This window comes from Angustibacter peucedani (assembly GCF_054779595.1).
In genome coordinates, this window is record NZ_BAAGXY010000006.1 from 1 (window position 1) to 13902 (window position 13902).

The window sequence follows — 13902 nt, forward strand, 5'->3', positions numbered from 1 at the left end:
GGGGGGACGGACGCCGTTGTGGGGCACCGGCGTGACGTCCTGGATCGAGCCGACCTCGAGGCCGGTCGCGGTCAGCGAGCGGATCGCGGTCTCGCGGCCCGAGCCCGGGCCCTTGACGAAGACGTCGACCTTGCGCATGCCGTGCTCCATGGCGCGGCGGGCAGCGGCCTCGGCCGCCATCTGCGCGGCGAACGGCGTCGACTTGCGCGAGCCCTTGAAGCCGACCTGGCCGGCCGAGGCCCACGAGATGACGGCACCGGTCGGGTCGGTGATCGACACGATCGTGTTGTTGAACGTGCTCTTGATGTGAGCGTGCCCGTGGGCGACGTTCTTCTTCTCCTTGCGGCGCACCTTCTTGGCGCCCGCGGCAGTACGGCCCTTCGGAGGCATGTGGTGGTTCTCCTACGTCAGAGGTGAGGCGTGCGCGACACGCACGCTCGGGGCTGCTACTTGCGGCCGGCCTTCTTCTTGCCGGCCACGGTGCGCTTGGGCCCCTTGCGGGTACGCGCGTTGGTCTTGGTGCGCTGACCGCGCACCGGCAGGCCACGGCGGTGCCGCAGCCCCTCGTAGCTGCCGATCTCGACCTTGCGGCGGATGTCGGCAGCCACCTCGCGACGCAGGTCGCCCTCGAGCTTGAAGCTCGCCTCGAGGTGGTCACGCAGCTTGACGAGGTCGTCGTCGCTCAGGTCGCGCACGCGCACGTCGGGGCTGACCCCGGTGGCGGTGAGCGTCTGCTGGGCGCGGGTGCGCCCGACGCCGAAGATGTAGGTGAGCGCCACCTCGACGCGCTTGTCGCGCGGGAGGTCGACGCCGATCAGACGTGCCATGTGGCGTGTCTCCAGATCTGGTGTCTGCGGAGGTCTGGTGCAGCACCGTTCCCCACCGCGTGGTGGGGTCTCCGGCCTCCGCGGCCGGGGGTGGCGTCCCGCGGTGCCGCCCGGGGGCGGCGGTGCGGGGGTCGGGTGCTGCGGCTGTCTTCTTGCGGTCGTGAAGTCGTGCGGGTGGTGCGCGGTGCTCTGCTCAGCCCTGGCGCTGCTTGTGGCGCAGGTTCTCGCAGATCACCATGACCCGGCCGTTGCGGCGGATCACCTTGCACTTGTCGCAGATCTTCTTGACGCTCGGCTTGACCTTCATCAACCCTGCTGTCTGCTCGTGGTGAACGGTTCGGTCGTGCGGGTGGAGCGGGCCGTGCTGTCGTGCTGTGGTGCGGGTGCGGACCTCAGCGGTACCGGAAGACGATCCGGCCGCGGGTGAGGTCGTACGGGCTGAGCTCGACGACCACGCGGTCCTCGGGGAGGATCCGGATGTAGTGCTGGCGCATCTTGCCTGAGATGTGCGCCAGCACCTTGTGGCCGTTGCTCAGCTCGACGCGGAACATCGCGTTCGGCAGAGCCTCGACGATCGTGCCCTCGATCTCGATGACACCGTCCTTCTTCGCCATGTCCTCCGCATTCCGTCGTGAGGGCGCCCAGGCTCGGACGACCTCGTGGTGTTTCGTGCTCAGCACACGTGTGACAGCGTCCTCATGCCGCCAGAACCAGCCGCGGGACGGGGCGAGGACGAGATGGATCGTGAGCCGACACAGCAGGATACGCCAGGTCGTGCTCAGAACCCAAACCGAGGCGGCCCCCGGCCGGTGCTCAGGCGGTGAGGACGCCGCCCTCGAAGGTCTGCTCCTGGGTGCCGTTCCCGTGCACGACGGTGTCGCCCAGCGGGAACCCCCAGCGGCCGCTCACCCCGCCGTCCGCCTTCCACTGCGTCAGCACGCGGCTGCGCACGACGTAGGCCGGCCGGCCGTCCAGGTTCCACAGCTCGCCGCTCTGGAACCGCTGGCCGGTGCCGTCGCCACCGCGACCGCTCGCGGGAGCGGCCACCGGGTAGGCGACCACGCTCGTGGCGCCCCCGAGCGCGGCCCAGCGGGTGTAGATCGCGCCGGTGACCTCCACCGTGCCGTGGGTGGTGCCGGCGATCGCCCCGGCGCCGAAGGTCTGCACCCACCAGGTGGTGCCGGTCGGGTAGGCGCGGTCGCCCGAGGGGTAGCCCAGGGTGCCGGTCTCGCGGCCCAGCCGCACCCACACCGTGTAGGCCGACGACCAGACGGCCCCCACCTTGGTGCGGCCCGGCGTGATGGTGATGGCCCCGCCCTCGAACAGCTGCACCAGGCCCTTGCCGTCCTTGGCCGCGACGGCCTCGGACGTCGGGTAGCCCAGCACGCCCTTGGTCGCCCCGCGGGTCTGCCAGCGGGTCAGGGCCCAGCCGTTCATGATCGCGTGCGCGCCCGGGTTGGGTGCGGCGTAGATCCGGCCGTGCTGGCAGGACAGGAACTGCCCGCGGCCGTCGCCGACCGAGCGGATGGCGTTGGTCGAGGCGCCGAGCGCGCCGCCGTTCGAGCCGAGCGCGTCGTACTTGCGCTGGATCGCGCCGGCCTTGGGCAGGCACGGGGCGCTGTGCTCGGACGTCGAGTTGTCGGTGAGCGAGGTCGTCGTGCAGTTCGCCCACTGGTAGGGCGCCACGCAGCTGACCACGCGGCAGGCGACGCCGCCCGAGCAGCGCACCTGGGTGTTGCACTGCCCGTACCGGAAGGCGTTGCAGCAGACCTTGCGCTTGTCGCAGCCGGACGACGACGAGCACCGGCAGCTGCAGCTCCAGCACGAGCTGTTGCAGATGTGGTCGTCCGAGCACCCTGAGGTGCAGTCCGAGCAGCTGGCGTTGCAGTCGACGATGTACCGGTAGCCGCCGCCGCACCACGAGGAGTCGGCGGCCTTCCACCAGCCGGCCGCGAAGGTGCCGGGCGGGCAGCCGTTGACGCCCTTGTTGATGGTGCAGCACATGACGGTGTACCCGGCGGCGCACGAGGCGGCCGGACCGCAGACCGTCGAGGCCGCCGTCTGCGGGGTCAGCACGTAGCCCTTGGGGTCGACCGCGAGCGCCGAGCCGACCACGGCGGTCTGCACGAGGAACCCGCGGCGGCTGAACCGCCCCAGACCGCGCGCGACGCGGTCGACGACGCGCGTGGCGATCGTCGAGGCGGTCGTGGCCTCCTGCAGCGTGGTCATGGCATCGCTCCCTGTCGCAGCATGGTCCGTCGGTCGGTGACGCGCACGGACCGGACGAGCTGCTCGGCGCGGGGCACCAGGGCCATCCGGCGCGAGTGCGCGCCGATCACGACGAACAGGCAGAACGCCCGGCCGCCCTCGGAGTAGAAGTACTGAGCGGCGCTCATGCCCGGGTAGGCGCGCACCAGCCGGTTGACGCCGAAGTGCGACGGCCGCACGGTGGGGCGCCCCTGCACCTCGAACAGCCCCTGGTCGGCGACCTCGGAGCCGTACTCGATCAGCGAGACGAAGACGTCCTCGGCCCCGAGCAGCGCGATGGCGCCCGAGCCGAAGTCGCCGCGCTCGGCGGGCATGGCCCGCGTGCACGCGTGCAGCACCGGGTGCGTCACCTCGTCGGGAGCGTGCGGCTCCCGGCGGGTGATCCGGGTCTCCCAGCCCGAGCTGCCCGTGCCGGCGGCGACCGCCAGGCCGTACCTGCTCTGCACCATCTCAGCTCCACCCTGTCCACGCTGCACCGGCGGCGACGACCGCCACCGCGAGCGACGAGCCCCGGGCCAACCGGTCGACCGGCGGCCCCCATCTGTCCAGCCGGCCGAAGAACCGGTGCAGGTCGGCCGGCGCGTGCGCGTCGTGCAGCGCCAGCACGGGCAGCGCCCGGGCCAGGCCGAAGACCACGCCCAGCACCAGCCCGACGCCGACGTGGCCGGACCACGCCGAGAGCAGGAGCAGCGCGTACACCGTCGAGCTCGTCACGATCGTGAGCACCCCGGCGCCGAGCTGCAGCCCGAAGCCCAGCCCGTAGACCCAGCCGCGGTAGCGCGCGAGCCACGCCTCGTCGACCTGCCGGCGCCACGAGGGCAGTCCCCCGCCGCGCGCCCGGACGTCCAGCACCAGGCCGGCGAGCACCGCGGCGCCCACGACCACCGCGGTGGCGGGCGACGTCCGCACGGACGACGGCACGAGGGATCCCAGCAGCGCGGTCGCCACCCCGACGGCGGCACCGCCCAGCACTGACCCGACGAGGTAGGCGGCGACGGTCAGCCCCCACCGGGCACGGCGTGCCCGCTCACCGAGCGGGCTGATGCTCGACAGCATCGACTCCCCTCAAGGTGACCAGGTCGAGCGCAGCGCCGCCACGACGGCCAGCGGCAGCCCGACGACGAGCGCGGTGGTGGCAGGGCTCACGGGGCTCACGGGTGGGTGTGCCCCTCGGACGGGTGCTGGTGCGGCGCCGGCTCGGCGTCCGTCGGGCTGAGGTCGGCGTACAGGCTCGGGTGCCCCGGGCTGATCCCGGCCCCCAGCAGCTCGCGGTCGGCGCGCGCGACGTCGACCAGGTCGTCGTTCGGCGCGGGCAGGCCGCCGGCCAGCGGCCCCACGGCGCCGATCGTGCCGGGTCCGCTGCGGCCCGCGGCGCGGCGGGCCTCGGCGGCGTCGCCCACGGCCTGGCGCATCAGGTCGCGCACCTGCGGCCAGGTGGTCGACGAGCCCTCGCCGGTGATGACGCCGTCCTCGACGTAGACGAAGTACGGCGAGCCGGGCACGCCGTACTCGGTCCAGGTGGCCGACGACTGCACGACCTCCAGCGAGCCGCCGGCCAGCTCGCGCAGCCGCGACGCGCTCTCGTCCTCGGCGCCCTTGGTGACGACGACCAGCCGGCCCTGCCCCGGGACGTCGACCCGTCCGGTGGCGAACTCCGACCAGAAGGTCTGGCACACCGAGCAGCCGCTGGACAAGAAGGCGACGAGCGTGCGGCGTCCGGCCCCGGCGACCGGGATCGAGACCTCCTCGCCGTCCAGGGTCGTGCCAGCCACAGCGGGGGCGGCGGCGGTCTCGGGACGGGTGTTGGGCTGCACGCCGCTCTCGATGTCGACCGAGACCGGCCCGGGGCGGCTGCTGGAGGCACCCGCGGTCGCGCCGTCCTTCTCCAGGTCCAGCCCGGCCCCGAGCTCGTGCAGCGCACGCAGGATCAGCGCGTGGCTGCGCAGCAGCCCGAGCACCAGCAGGGCGAGCAGGGCGATGGCGACGGCCTCGGCCACGACGACGACGAGCACGGGCTAGCTCCTCCGGGGGGCGGACGCCGAGCGCACCGCGGCCGGGGTGACCGTGGGCAGGACGGCGATGACGAGGTAGGCGAGGGCGCCGACCAGCACGGCGTACCCGAGCAGCGTGGCGCCCTGCGCCGGCTGCTCGCCCGCCGACGTCCAGGGGGACGACGGCGCCACCGCGAGCGCGACCCCGCTGGCCGCGAGCAGCGCGGTCACCAGCAGGTGCGAGCGGGTGGGCGGGGTGTCGGCCCGCCCGAAGCAGCCGCACGAGGCGAGCACGCCGCCGCGCGCGAGGGCGAGGGCGACGAAGCCGCTGAAGACCAGGTAGGCAGCCGCCACCAGGGCCCCGGTGACGCGGCCCGGGACCACGACCGCGGCCGTGCCGACGACGACCTCGGCGGCCGCGGCGGCCCGCACGAGCGCGGGACCACCCGGGAGAGCGACCGAGCGCAGGGCCCGCACCAGCGGCAGCGGGTCGCGCAGCTTGGGCAGGCCGGCGAGCACCAGCAGGCCGGCGGCCGCCAGGAACGGCCCGAGCGCGAGGTTTCCCATGCGGCTCGACGCTACACGCTGATCGAGCGGCGTGGGTCAGCCGAGCGGGGCGAACGGCGCGCCGAGCGCCTCGAGCTGCGCCTGGCCGCCGTCCAGCGCGGTCAGCACCCACAGGCCCTCGTCGCTGACGGCGACGGTGTGCTCGAAGTGCGCGGCCCGCGAGCCGTCGAGCGTGGCGACGGTCCAGTCGTCGGCCAGCACGCGCGTCTGCGCCGAGCCGCGGGTGAGCATCGGCTCGACCGCCACGACCAGGCCCGGACGCACCCGCACGCCCTTGTCGCGCACGCGGTAGTTGGGCACCTGCGGGTCCTGGTGCATCTCGGTGCCGATGCCGTGCCCGACGTACTCCTCGACGATGCCGTAGGCGTGGTCGAACGAGCGCACGTGGTCCTCGACCGCCGCGCCGACGGCGTGCAGCCGGTCGCCCACCGCGAGCGCGGCGATGCCGTGCCACATGGCCTGCTCGGTGACCGCCAGCAGCGCGAGGTCGCCCTCGTCGGCCGGTGCGCCGACGACGACGCTCAGCGCCGAGTCGCCGTGCCAGCCCTCGACGATCGCGCCGCAGTCGATCGAGACCAGGTCGCCCTCGGCCAGGACGCGCGAGCCCGGGACGCCGTGCACGATCTCGTCGTTGACCGAGATGCACACCGTGCCCGGGAACGGCGGGTGGCCGTAGCCCAGGAAGCTCGGCGTCGCGCCGGCGCCGCGGATGGTGCGCTCGGCCAGCGCGTCGAGCTCGCCGGTGCTGACCCCGGGCGCGGCGGTGCGGCGCAGCAGCTCGAGCGTCTCGCCCACGACCACGCCGGCCCGGCGCATGGCGCGGACCTGGTCGGGCGTCTTGTACTGGATCCGGTCGCGGTTGAGCACGAGGGCCTCGGTCAGGCGCGCTCGTGCAGCGCGCCGTCGAGGGCCTCGACCAGCCGGCCGGTGACCTGCTCGACCTCGCCGAGCCCGTCGACGGCGACCAGCAGCCCGCGCTCGCGGTAGACCTCGACCAGCGGGGCGGTCTCGTCGACGTAGATCTGCTGGCGGGTGCGGATGACGTCCTCGGTGTCGTCCGTGCGGCCGTCGGTCTGCGCCCGCTTGAGCAGCCGGGCCACGATCTCCTCGCGGTCGACCGTCAGCTCGGCGACGACGTCCAGCGCGGTGCCGTTCTCGGCCAGGATCGCGTCGAGCTCGTCGACCTGGGCGCGGGTGCGCGGGTAGCCGTCCAGCAGGAAGCCGCCCGCGGCGTCGTCCTGGCCCAGCCGGTCGCGCACCATCGCGTTGGTGATGTCGTCGCTGACGTACCCGCCGGCGTCCAGGATGTGCTGCACCTGCTGGCCCAGCTCGGTCTGGTCCTTGATGTTCTGCCGGAAGATGTCGCCGGTGGAGACGGCCGGGATGCCGTAGTGCGCGGCGAGCCGCGCGGCCTGCGTGCCCTTGCCCGCACCGGGCGGGCCGAGGATGACCAGACGCATCAGCGGAGGAACCCTTCGTAGTGACGCTGCTGGAGCTGGCTCTCGATCTGCTTCACGGTCTCGAGACCGACCCCGACGATGATCAGGATCGAGGTGCCGCCGAACGGGAAGTTGTTCCCGGCGTTCACCAGCGAGAGCGCGACGAGCGGGATCATCGAGAGCACGCCCAGGTACAGGGCACCCGGCAGGGTGATGCGGGTGAGGATGTAGTCCAGGTACTCGGCCGTGGGTCGCCCGGCCCGGATCCCTGGGATGAAGCCGCCGTACTTCTTCATGTTGTCGGCGATCTCGTCCGGGTTGAACGTGATGGCCACGTAGAAGTACGTGAAGAACACGATGAGCACGAAGTACGAGATCATGTAGAGCGGGTGGTCGCCGCGCGCCAGGTAGCGCTCGATCCAGACCACCCAACCGGCGTTCTTGTTGCTCTGGAACTGCGCGACCAGCGCCGGCAGGTACATCAGGGACGACGCGAAGATGACCGGGATGACGCCGGCCTGGTTGACCTTGATCGGGATGTAGGTGCTGGTGCCGCCGTACTGGCGGCGCCCGATCATGCGCTTGGCGTACTGCACCGGCACCCGGCGCTGGGACTGCTCGACGAACACGACCGCGGCCACGATGACCAGGCCGATGAGGATCACCAGGGCGAAGACGCTCCAGCCCTTGGCGGCCTTGATGGCCCACAGCGCGGTCGGGAAGGTCGCTGCGATCTGGGTGAAGATCAGCAGCGACATGCCGTTGCCGATGCCCTTGTCGGTGATCAGCTCGCCCAGCCACATGATCAGGCCGGTGCCGGCGGTCATGGTGGCGACCATGATGAGGATCGTGGTCAGCGAGTTGCTGGGCACCAGGTCGGCGGAGCAGCCGGGGAACAGCGGGCTGGGCGTCGCGCGCGCGACCGACACCAGGGTCGTCGACTGCAGCACGGCCAGGCCGATGGTCAGGTAGCGGGTGTACTGGGTCAGCTTGGTGGTGCCCTGCTGACCCTCCTTCTTCAGCTCCTCGAAGCGCGGGATGACCACCGTCAGCAGCTGGATGATGATGCTCGCCGTGATGTACGGCATGATCCCGAGCGCGAAGACCGACAGCTGCAGCAGCGCGCCGCCGCTGAAGGTGTTGACCAGGCCGAGCAGCGAGTTGTCCTTGGTGGCCTCGATGCACTGCTGCACCGCGGGGTAGGAGATGCCCGGGGTCGGCAGGAGCGAGCCCAGCCGGAACAGCGCCATGATCGCGATCGTGAAGAAGATCTTCTTGCGCAGGTCAGGCGTGCGGAATGCCCGTGCGAACGCGGTGAGCACGAATCCTCCTGGTGAACCGCGGTGGCGGCGTCGGCGGCCCGTCGAACAGGCCTACGGACGATAACACCCCGGATCCCGGCTGCTGCGGGGTCCGGGGTGTCACCGGTGAGCCCGGGTCACGGGCTCGGCAGGGCTGAGATCAGATCTCGGTGGTGGTGCCCCCGGCAGCGGCGATCTTGTCCTTCGCCGTGGCCGAGAACTTGTGCGCCGTGACGTTGACGGCCACCGCGATGTCGCCGGTGCCGAGCACCTTGACGGGCTGGCCCTTGCGCACGGCGCCCTTGGCGACGAGCTCGTCGACGCTCACGTCGCCGCCGTCCGGGAAGAGCTCGCCGAGGCGGTCGAGGTTGACCACCTGGTGCTCGACGCGGAACGGGTTCTTGAAGCCGCGCAGCTTCGGCAGCCGCATGTGCAGCGGCGTCTGGCCGCCCTCGAAGCGCTCGGGCACCTGGTAGCGCGCCTTCGTGCCCTTGGTGCCGCGACCGGCGGTCTTGCCCTTGCTGCCCTCACCGCGACCCACGCGGGTCTTGGCGGTCTTGGCCCCGGGCGCCGGGCGCAGGTGGTGCACCTTCAGCGTGGTGTCCTTGGCCATGTCAGTCGACCTCCTCGAAGGTCACGAGGTGACGCACCGTCGCGACCATGCCGCGGATCTCGGGACGGTCCTCCTTGACGACGACGTCACCGATCCGCTTGAGACCCAGCGTGCGCAGGGTCTCCCTCTGGTTCTTCTTCCCGCCGATCTCCGAGCGGGTCTGGGTCACCTTGAGCCGCGCCATCACGCACCAGCCCCGGCGGCCCGCGCCCGCAGCATCGCGGCCGGGGCCACGTGCTCGAGGGGCAGACCACGACGGGCGGCGACGGCCTCCGGGCGCTCGAGGCCCTTGAGCGCGGCCACCGTCGCGTGGACGATGTTGATGGCGTTGTCCGACCCGAGCGACTTGCTCAGGACGTCGTGGATGCCGGCGCACTCCAGGACGGCGCGCACCGGACCACCGGCGATGACCCCGGTACCCGGAGCCGCCGGACGCAGCAGGACGACGCCCGCGGCCTCCTCGCCCGTGATGGGGTGCGGGATGGTGCCCTGGATCCGCGGGACCTTGAAGAAGGCCTTCTTGGCCTCCTCGACGCCCTTCGCGATCGCCGCGGGCACCTCCTTGGCCTTGCCGTAGCCGACGCCGACGGTGCCGTCGCCGTCACCCACCACCACGAGGGCGGTGAAGCTGAAGCGGCGGCCGCCCTTGACGACCTTGGCCACGCGGTTGATGGTCACGACGCGCTCGACGTAGACGTTCTTCTCGGCCGCGTCACGGCCGCCGCGACCACCGTCGCGGCGGTCACGACGGTCGTTGCCGCCGGCACCGGCACCGGTTCCACGGCGCTGGGGTCCAGGCATCAGACGTTCCTCTTCTCTGCGACTACGGAGGTGCGGTGGGAGCTCGTCACAGCGACAGCCCACCCTCGCGGGCGCCGTCGGCGATGGCCGCGACCCGACCGTGGTACTTGTTGCCGCCCCGGTCGAAGACGACAGCGTCGACGCCGGCGTCCTTGGCACGCGCGGCGACGAGCTCGCCGACCTTGCGGGCCTTGGCGGTCTTGTCGCCCTCGAGCGCGCGCAGGTCGGCCTCCATCGTCGAGGCCGACACGAGCGTGCGGCCCTGGACGTCGTCGACGACCTGCACGAACACGTGCCGGGCGGAGCGGGTGACGACCAGGCGCGGACGCGCGGTCGTGCCCGAGATCTTCTTGCGGACGCGCAGGTGGCGGCGGCCGCGCGCGGCCACCTTGCCCTTGGCCCGCTTCACGGTGATGGCCATGGCTTACTTACCAGCCTTTCCGACCTTGCGGCGGATGTGCTCGCCGGCGTACCGCACGCCCTTGCCCTTGTACGGGTCGGGCTTGCGCAGCTTGCGGATGTTCGCGGCGACCTCGCCGACCAGCTGCTTGTCGATGCCCTGCACCGACAGGCGCAGCGGGCCGTCCGTCGCGAAGCTGATGCCCTCGGGCGCCTTGACGGTGATGGGGTGGCTGTAGCCGAGCGCGAACTCGAGGTCGGAGCCCTTGGCCACCACGCGGTAACCGGTGCCGACGATCTCGAGCTTCTTCTCGTAGCCGTTGGTGACGCCCTCGACCATGTTGGCGATGAGCGTGCGCGTCAGGCCGTGCAGCGAGCGGTTGCGGCGCTCGTCGTCCGGTCGGGTGACGTTGATCGAGCCGTCCTCCAGGGCGACGGCGATCGGGGTGGCCACGATGTGCTGCAGGGCGCCCTTGGGGCCCTTGACCTGCACGCTCTGGCCGTCGATCGTCACCTCCACGCCGGAGGGCACGGTGACGGGGAGTCGTCCGATGCGCGACATCTAGTTCTCCTCCCTCACCAGACGTAGGCGAGGACTTCCCCACCCACGCCCTTGCTCTGAGCCTGCTTGTCGGTGAGCAGGCCGGACGACGTCGACAGGATCGCGACGCCCAGGCCGCCCAGCACGCGGGGCAGGTTGGTGGACTTGGCGTAGACCCGCAGACCGGGCTTCGACACGCGGCGGATGCCGGCGATCGAGCGCTCGCGGCTGGGGCCGTACTTCAGCTCGATCACGAGCTTCTTGCCCACCTCGGCGTCCTCGACGGCCCAGGAGGAGATGTACCCCTCGGCCTCGAGGATCTCCGCGATGTGGGACTTCAGCTTGCTGAACGGCATGGCCACGCTGTCGTGGTACGCCGAGTTCGCGTTGCGCAGACGCGTGAGCATGTCTGCGATGGGGTCGGTCATGGTCATCGGGCTCTCCTGCCCTTCCTCACCGTGGTTTCACGGACCGTGCGGCCCGGGACCTGCGGCGTAGTGGTTACCAGCTGCTCTTGGTGACGCCCGGCAGCTCGCCGCGATGCGCCATCTCGCGAAGGCAGACGCGGCACAGGCCGAACTTGCGGTACACGGAGTGCGGACGGCCGCACCGCTGGCACCGGGTGTAGCCGCGCACCTTGAACTTGGGCGTGCGCGCGGCCTTGTTGATCAGGGACGTCTTGGCCACGTCAGTTCTCCTTGAACGGGAAGCCGAGGCTCTTGAGCAGAGCGCGGCCCTCGTCGTCGTTGGTCGCGGTGGTCACGACCGTGATGTCCATGCCGCGGACGCGGTCGATGCGGTCCTGGTCGATCTCGTGGAACATCGACTGCTCGTTGAGACCGAAGGTGTAGTTGCCGTTGCCGTCGAACTGCTTGGGCGACAGGCCGCGGAAGTCGCGGATGCGCGGCAGGCCGATCGAGACCAGGCGGTCCAGGAACTCCCACATGCGGTCGCCGCGCAGCGTGGTGTGCGCGCCGATCGGCATGCCCTCGCGCAGCTTGAACTGCGCGATGGACTTGCGGGCCTTGGTGACCACGGGCTTCTGGCCGGTGATGGCGGTCAGGTCGCGGACGGCGCCCTCGATCAGCTTCGAGTCGCGGGCGGCCTCGCCGACACCCATGTTGACGACGACCTTGACGACGCCCGGCACCTGCATGACGTTGGCGTAGCCGAACTGCTCGGTGAGCGAGGCCATGACCTCGCCGCGGTACTTCTGCTTCAGCCGCGGCAGCGCGCGCGCCTCGGTGGTGGCGGTGCTCATCAGACGTCCTTCCCCGACCGCTTGGCCACGCGCACGCGGACGGTGCGCTCGCGGCCGTCGCGCTCGACGGTCTCGGTGCGGTACCCGACACGGGTGCGCTTCTTGGTCTCGGGGTCGACCAGCATGACGTTGCTGATGTGCAGCGCGGCCTCCTGGGTGATGATCCCGCCGGTCTTGGCGCCGCGGCCGGTGGAGCCGACCTTGGTGTGGCGCTTGACCTGGCGCACGCCCTCGACGAGCACGCGCTGGCGCTCGACGTCGACGCTGATGACCTTGCCCTGCTTGCCGCGGTCGCCGCCGTTCTTCTGCGAGCGACCCGTGATGACCTCGACGAGGTCACCCTTCTTGATCTTCATCTTCGCCATGGTCAGAGCACCTCCGGCGCCAGCGACACGATCTTCATGAACTTCTTGTCGCGCAGCTCCCGGCCGACCGGCCCGAAGATGCGGGTACCGCGCGGGTCGCCGTCACCACGGAGGATCACCGCGGCGTTCTCGTCGAACCGGATGTACGAGCCGTCCGGCCGCCGGCGCTCCTTGACGGTGCGCACGATGACGGCCTTGACGACGTCACCCTTCTTGACGTTCCCACCGGGGATGGCGTCCTTCACGGTGGCGACGATGACGTCGCCGATACCCGCGTAGCGCCGACCCGAGCCGCCGAGGACGCGGATGCAGAGGATCTGCTTGGCACCCGTGTTGTCGGCGACCTTGAGTCGCGACTCCTGCTGGATCACTGGTCACTCCTGTCGTCGCGCTGGTTCTCGCGCTCGGCGAGCCTTGCGGAACTGGTCTGGTGTACTACTTGGCCTTCTCGAGGATCTCCACGACGCGCCAGCGCTTGGTGGCCGACAGCGGGCGGGTCTCCATGATCAGCACGCGGTCGCCGCGCCCCGCCGAGTTCTCCTCGTCGTGGGCCTTGACCTTGCTGCTGCGCCGCAGGACCTTGCCGTACAGCGCGTGCTTGACGCGGTCCTCGACCTCGACGACGACGGTCTTGTCCATCTTGTCGCTGACGACGTAGCCGCGGCGCGTCTTGCGGTACGCGCGGTCGCCCTGCTCGCTGGTGCTCACGGTGTCCTTCTTGCTCGTGGTCTCGCTCATGCCTGGCCCTCCTGACGGGTCCGGATGCCGAGCTCGTACTCGCGCAGGACCGTGTAGATCCGCGCGATGTCACGACGGACGGCGCGCAGCCGGCCGTGGCTCTCGAGCTGGCCGGTGGCCGACTGGAACCGGAGGTTGAACAGCTCCTCCTTGGCCTTGCGCAGCTCCTCGGCGAGGCGCTCCTCCGTCATCTCGGCCAGGGCCGAGCTCGTGAGGTCCTTGGAACCCACCGCCATCAGAGGTCACCACCTTCACGCCGCACGAAGCGGCACTTCATCGGGAGCTTGTGCATGGCCCGCAGCATCGCCTCGCGGGCGATCGGCTCCGGGACGCCGGACAGCTCGAACATCACGCGTCCGGGCTTGACGTTCGCGATCCACCACTCCGGCGAGCCCTTGCCGGAACCCATGCGGGTCTCGGCCGGCTTCTTGGTGAGCGGGCGGTCCGGGTAGATGTTGATCCAGACCTTGCCGCCACGCTTGATGTGCCGGGTCATGGCGATACGCGCGGACTCGATCTGCCGGTTGGTGACGTAGGCGGGCTCGAGAGCCTGGATGCCGAAGTCGCCGAAGGCGATCGTGGTGCCGCCCTTGGCAGCGCCCGAACGCTTCGGGTGGTGCTGCTTGCGGTGCTTGACGCGACGGGGGATCAGCATGCGTCAGCCCTCCGTTCCACTGGTGCCGGCGGCCTCGGCCGGGGCGGCGGCAGCGGTCTCGGCGGGGGCGTCGGTGCGGGCGCCGCGGGTCGGCCGGTCCGTGCGCGCGCCGCGCGCCGGACGGTCGCCGCGGTCG

At 71.3% G+C, this 13902-nt stretch carries 24 protein-coding genes and 1 pseudogene; all 25 read right to left on the bottom strand.

The annotated features are described in order from the left end of the window. On the bottom strand, positions 1 to 390 hold a 390-nt coding region (gene rpsK / locus ACYVJ4_RS02120; protein ID WP_460458456.1), incomplete at its 3' end, for a 30S ribosomal protein S11. Between the two features lie 56 nt (positions 391 to 446). Continuing rightward, positions 447 to 827 (bottom strand): 30S ribosomal protein S13, encoded by a 381-nt coding sequence (rpsM, locus tag ACYVJ4_RS02125; RefSeq protein WP_460458457.1) that lies wholly within the window; start codon positions 825 to 827, stop codon positions 447 to 449. A gap of 193 nt (positions 828 to 1020) precedes the next feature. After that, complete coding sequence (gene rpmJ / locus ACYVJ4_RS02130; protein WP_034266058.1) at positions 1021 to 1134, bottom strand: 50S ribosomal protein L36; 114 nt, start codon at positions 1132 to 1134, stop codon at positions 1021 to 1023. A gap of 85 nt (positions 1135 to 1219) precedes the next feature. Then, on the bottom strand, positions 1220 to 1441 hold the full coding sequence (gene infA, locus ACYVJ4_RS02135) for a translation initiation factor IF-1 (RefSeq protein WP_013493543.1): 222 nt from the start codon (positions 1439 to 1441) through the stop codon (positions 1220 to 1222). 199 nt (positions 1442 to 1640) lie between these two features. Continuing rightward, complete coding sequence (locus ACYVJ4_RS02140; RefSeq protein WP_460458458.1) at positions 1641 to 3056, bottom strand: LGFP repeat-containing protein; 1416 nt, start codon at positions 3054 to 3056, stop codon at positions 1641 to 1643. Then, on the bottom strand, positions 3053 to 3544 hold the full coding sequence (locus ACYVJ4_RS02145; protein WP_460458459.1) for a hypothetical protein: 492 nt from the start codon (positions 3542 to 3544) through the stop codon (positions 3053 to 3055). Before ACYVJ4_RS02145 ends, ACYVJ4_RS02140 begins: the two co-directional genes overlap by 4 nt. Before the next feature lies 1 nt (position 3545). Next, positions 3546 to 4151, bottom strand: a complete 606-nt coding sequence (locus tag ACYVJ4_RS02150; protein WP_460458460.1) for a hypothetical protein — start codon at positions 4149 to 4151, stop codon at positions 3546 to 3548. A gap of 95 nt (positions 4152 to 4246) precedes the next feature. Continuing rightward, positions 4247 to 5107, bottom strand: a complete 861-nt coding sequence (locus ACYVJ4_RS02155) for a thioredoxin domain-containing protein (protein WP_460458461.1) — start codon at positions 5105 to 5107, stop codon at positions 4247 to 4249. 3 nt (positions 5108 to 5110) lie between these two features. After that, entirely contained in the window at positions 5111 to 5653 is a 543-nt protein-coding gene (locus tag ACYVJ4_RS02160; protein ID WP_460458462.1) for a MauE/DoxX family redox-associated membrane protein, read from the bottom strand. Positions 5654 to 5689: 36 nt separating this feature from the next. Continuing rightward, complete coding sequence (gene map, locus ACYVJ4_RS02165) at positions 5690 to 6520, bottom strand: type I methionyl aminopeptidase (RefSeq protein WP_460458463.1); 831 nt, start codon at positions 6518 to 6520, stop codon at positions 5690 to 5692. Positions 6521 to 6531: 11 nt separating this feature from the next. After that, positions 6532 to 7113, bottom strand: coding sequence for an adenylate kinase (locus ACYVJ4_RS02170; protein WP_460458464.1), 582 nt, complete (start codon positions 7111 to 7113; stop codon positions 6532 to 6534). Beyond that, complete coding sequence (gene secY / locus ACYVJ4_RS02175; RefSeq protein WP_460458465.1) at positions 7113 to 8414, bottom strand: preprotein translocase subunit SecY; 1302 nt, start codon at positions 8412 to 8414, stop codon at positions 7113 to 7115. The genes ACYVJ4_RS02170 and secY overlap by 1 nt, the downstream gene beginning before the upstream one ends. A gap of 139 nt (positions 8415 to 8553) precedes the next feature. Next, a complete protein-coding gene (gene rplO / locus ACYVJ4_RS02180; RefSeq protein ID WP_460458466.1) occupies positions 8554 to 9006 on the bottom strand; it encodes a 50S ribosomal protein L15 in 453 nt (150 codons plus the stop codon). Between the two features lies 1 nt (position 9007). After that, entirely contained in the window at positions 9008 to 9190 is a 183-nt protein-coding gene (gene rpmD / locus ACYVJ4_RS02185) for a 50S ribosomal protein L30 (protein WP_460458467.1), read from the bottom strand. Next, positions 9190 to 9807: a 30S ribosomal protein S5 gene (rpsE, locus tag ACYVJ4_RS02190; protein WP_460458468.1), complete on the bottom strand. Its 618-nt coding sequence runs from the start codon at positions 9805 to 9807 to the stop codon at positions 9190 to 9192. The genes rpmD and rpsE overlap by 1 nt, the downstream gene beginning before the upstream one ends. A 46-nt stretch (positions 9808 to 9853) precedes the next feature. Beyond that, the gene (rplR, locus tag ACYVJ4_RS02195; RefSeq protein WP_460458469.1) at positions 9854 to 10228 is read right to left on the bottom strand and encodes a 50S ribosomal protein L18; all 375 of its coding nucleotides are present in this window, start codon (positions 10226 to 10228) and stop codon (positions 9854 to 9856) included. A gap of 3 nt (positions 10229 to 10231) precedes the next feature. After that, a complete protein-coding gene (gene rplF, locus ACYVJ4_RS02200) occupies positions 10232 to 10768 on the bottom strand; it encodes a 50S ribosomal protein L6 (protein WP_460458470.1) in 537 nt (178 codons plus the stop codon). 14 nt (positions 10769 to 10782) lie between these two features. Next, a complete protein-coding gene (gene rpsH / locus ACYVJ4_RS02205; protein WP_460458471.1) occupies positions 10783 to 11181 on the bottom strand; it encodes a 30S ribosomal protein S8 in 399 nt (132 codons plus the stop codon). 67 nt (positions 11182 to 11248) lie between these two features. Next, positions 11249 to 11434 carry a type Z 30S ribosomal protein S14 gene (locus tag ACYVJ4_RS02210; protein WP_460458472.1) on the bottom strand — a complete coding sequence of 62 codons (186 nt, stop codon included), beginning with the start codon at positions 11432 to 11434 and terminating at the stop codon, positions 11249 to 11251. A 1-nt stretch (position 11435) separates the two neighbouring features. Beyond that, positions 11436 to 12008: a 50S ribosomal protein L5 gene (rplE, locus tag ACYVJ4_RS02215; protein WP_460458473.1), complete on the bottom strand. Its 573-nt coding sequence runs from the start codon at positions 12006 to 12008 to the stop codon at positions 11436 to 11438. Beyond that, positions 12008 to 12373, bottom strand: a complete 366-nt coding sequence (rplX, locus tag ACYVJ4_RS02220) for a 50S ribosomal protein L24 (protein ID WP_460458474.1) — start codon at positions 12371 to 12373, stop codon at positions 12008 to 12010. Before rplX ends, rplE begins: the two co-directional genes overlap by 1 nt. A gap of 2 nt (positions 12374 to 12375) precedes the next feature. Further along, entirely contained in the window at positions 12376 to 12744 is a 369-nt protein-coding gene (gene rplN / locus ACYVJ4_RS02225; RefSeq protein ID WP_460458475.1) for a 50S ribosomal protein L14, read from the bottom strand. Between the two features lie 64 nt (positions 12745 to 12808). Further along, complete coding sequence (gene rpsQ / locus ACYVJ4_RS02230; protein ID WP_460458476.1) at positions 12809 to 13111, bottom strand: 30S ribosomal protein S17; 303 nt, start codon at positions 13109 to 13111, stop codon at positions 12809 to 12811. A 20-nt stretch (positions 13112 to 13131) separates the two neighbouring features. Then, positions 13132 to 13347: pseudogene (gene rpmC / locus ACYVJ4_RS02235) on the bottom strand (50S ribosomal protein L29); the annotation flags it as partial. Next, positions 13347 to 13766, bottom strand: a complete 420-nt coding sequence (gene rplP, locus ACYVJ4_RS02240) for a 50S ribosomal protein L16 (protein WP_460458477.1) — start codon at positions 13764 to 13766, stop codon at positions 13347 to 13349. The pseudogene rpmC and the gene rplP, both read right to left, overlap by 1 nt. Between the last annotated feature and the right edge of the window lie 136 nt (positions 13767 to 13902).

What these genes read in the sequence shown, in the direction of transcription:
- rpsM (WP_460458457.1), bottom strand. Translation starts at nt 827, where the DNA reads ATGGCACGTCTGATCGGCGTCGACCTCCCGCGCGACAAGCGCGTCGAG.
- rpmJ (WP_034266058.1), bottom strand. Translation starts at nt 1,134, where the DNA reads ATGAAGGTCAAGCCGAGCGTCAAGAAGATCTGCGACAAGTGCAAGGTG.
- infA (WP_013493543.1), bottom strand. Translation starts at nt 1,441, where the DNA reads ATGGCGAAGAAGGACGGTGTCATCGAGATCGAGGGCACGATCGTCGAG.
- ACYVJ4_RS02140 (WP_460458458.1), bottom strand. Translation starts at nt 3,056, where the DNA reads ATGACCACGCTGCAGGAGGCCACGACCGCCTCGACGATCGCCACGCGC.
- ACYVJ4_RS02145 (WP_460458459.1), bottom strand. Translation starts at nt 3,544, where the DNA reads ATGGTGCAGAGCAGGTACGGCCTGGCGGTCGCCGCCGGCACGGGCAGC.
- ACYVJ4_RS02150 (WP_460458460.1), bottom strand. Translation starts at nt 4,151, where the DNA reads ATGCTGTCGAGCATCAGCCCGCTCGGTGAGCGGGCACGCCGTGCCCGG.
- ACYVJ4_RS02160 (WP_460458462.1), bottom strand. Translation starts at nt 5,653, where the DNA reads ATGGGAAACCTCGCGCTCGGGCCGTTCCTGGCGGCCGCCGGCCTGCTG.
- ACYVJ4_RS02170 (WP_460458464.1), bottom strand. Translation starts at nt 7,113, where the DNA reads ATGCGTCTGGTCATCCTCGGCCCGCCCGGTGCGGGCAAGGGCACGCAG.
- rplO (WP_460458466.1), bottom strand. Translation starts at nt 9,006, where the DNA reads ATGGCCAAGGACACCACGCTGAAGGTGCACCACCTGCGCCCGGCGCCC.
- rpmD (WP_460458467.1), bottom strand. Translation starts at nt 9,190, where the DNA reads ATGGCGCGGCTCAAGGTGACCCAGACCCGCTCGGAGATCGGCGGGAAG.
- rpsE (WP_460458468.1), bottom strand. Translation starts at nt 9,807, where the DNA reads ATGCCTGGACCCCAGCGCCGTGGAACCGGTGCCGGTGCCGGCGGCAAC.
- rplR (WP_460458469.1), bottom strand. Translation starts at nt 10,228, where the DNA reads ATGGCCATCACCGTGAAGCGGGCCAAGGGCAAGGTGGCCGCGCGCGGC.
- rplF (WP_460458470.1), bottom strand. Translation starts at nt 10,768, where the DNA reads ATGTCGCGCATCGGACGACTCCCCGTCACCGTGCCCTCCGGCGTGGAG.
- rpsH (WP_460458471.1), bottom strand. Translation starts at nt 11,181, where the DNA reads ATGACCATGACCGACCCCATCGCAGACATGCTCACGCGTCTGCGCAAC.
- rplE (WP_460458473.1), bottom strand. Translation starts at nt 12,008, where the DNA reads ATGAGCACCGCCACCACCGAGGCGCGCGCGCTGCCGCGGCTGAAGCAG.
- rplX (WP_460458474.1), bottom strand. Translation starts at nt 12,373, where the DNA reads ATGGCGAAGATGAAGATCAAGAAGGGTGACCTCGTCGAGGTCATCACG.
- rpsQ (WP_460458476.1), bottom strand. Translation starts at nt 13,111, where the DNA reads ATGAGCGAGACCACGAGCAAGAAGGACACCGTGAGCACCAGCGAGCAG.
- rplP (WP_460458477.1), bottom strand. Translation starts at nt 13,766, where the DNA reads ATGCTGATCCCCCGTCGCGTCAAGCACCGCAAGCAGCACCACCCGAAG.